The 1,015-nt window shown below is 41.2% G+C and carries 2 protein-coding genes; both read right to left on the bottom strand.

All coding sequences use genetic code 11. The features are described from left to right. A partial coding sequence (locus tag A3738_RS31855) for a hypothetical protein (protein ID WP_231876569.1) occupies nucleotides 1-196 on the bottom strand: 196 nt, incomplete at its 3' end. Next, a partial coding sequence (locus A3738_RS07730; RefSeq protein ID WP_156504072.1) for an ATP-binding protein occupies nucleotides 189-1,015 on the bottom strand: 827 nt, incomplete at its 5' end. The genes A3738_RS31855 and A3738_RS07730, both read right to left, overlap by 8 nt.

The following is a 1,015-nucleotide window of genomic DNA, read 5'->3' as shown; positions in this document are numbered from 1 at the left end:
GCTGGATCATGATGGAGTTTGGGTCATTTAGGGCAATGGCATCTGCCGCAAATAATGCACCACATATTAACGCAATGCTTAATAGTGCTATACCAGTTTCGTTATGCTGTCTGTTGTAGTTCCAATGAGTGAAATCAGAATATTTACGTAAGGTGCTGAGCAGGCGACTTTTAAAATCATTACGCGAGCTAAGCATGTTCCACCTTCTCAGCCGCAAGTTCTCTACTCATGTTTGATTGTAAGGCTGGAAATATCATTTGAAATACAACCAATCCTTTCTCGGAAGTAGCATTGAAAAGTATGCCGTTCGCAATGCAAATATTTTTACAAACGTTAAGTCCTAAGCCGTATTCTCCATGCACGCTTCCTTGCCTGTTTTCAATAGTGAGTTCGTTAAGTGATGCTGGCAGACGTGGTCCCTTATTCTTGATCAGCAGAGTCCTTCCTTTCTGTATCTCAATGCTGATGGCGGTATCTTTATTGCGATGACGTATTGCATTGTTGGTTATATTAGTGATCAATCTTGTTAGCAAGGCGGGCGCAAGCTCGATATCGAAGTCGCGACTACAGAACAAATTAATATTAGCTGTACTGTAAGTGGTTTGGAGCTCATGTGTTAACAAAGAGACATGCTCAAGTATCGAGTAATTTGTCTGCTCCTGTATATGATTCTCGCTGTCATACCAATCAAGATCGCTCAGAAGGGTTTGGCTGATCGTTGAAATTTCGTTTAACGAATGGTTTAGGCGTTTAACGTGTTGATTTGATGAACCAGAAGTGCTGAGAGCGTTAAGGCTAGATCTGATCGCAGAAATCTTTTTGTTAAACGCATCCTTGGTTAAGGTTTTAAGAATGCCGTTCCAGCTTTCTCGGGAATTAACAATAGCCAGATTGTTACGCGTAATTTCGTACTCGCGTTTGAGCGTGTTGTTGCTCGACAAAGCCCAAAAGTAAGTACTCAAAGCGAGGGTAATGTAAGTGAGTAGTAGTAACCCTGTATATGAATATTGTTGAT

It is taken from the genome of Oleiphilus sp. HI0066 (genome assembly GCF_001635725.1).
The sequence above is the reverse complement of the archived record's forward strand: the minus strand, read 5'-3'. Positions and strand labels throughout refer to the sequence as shown.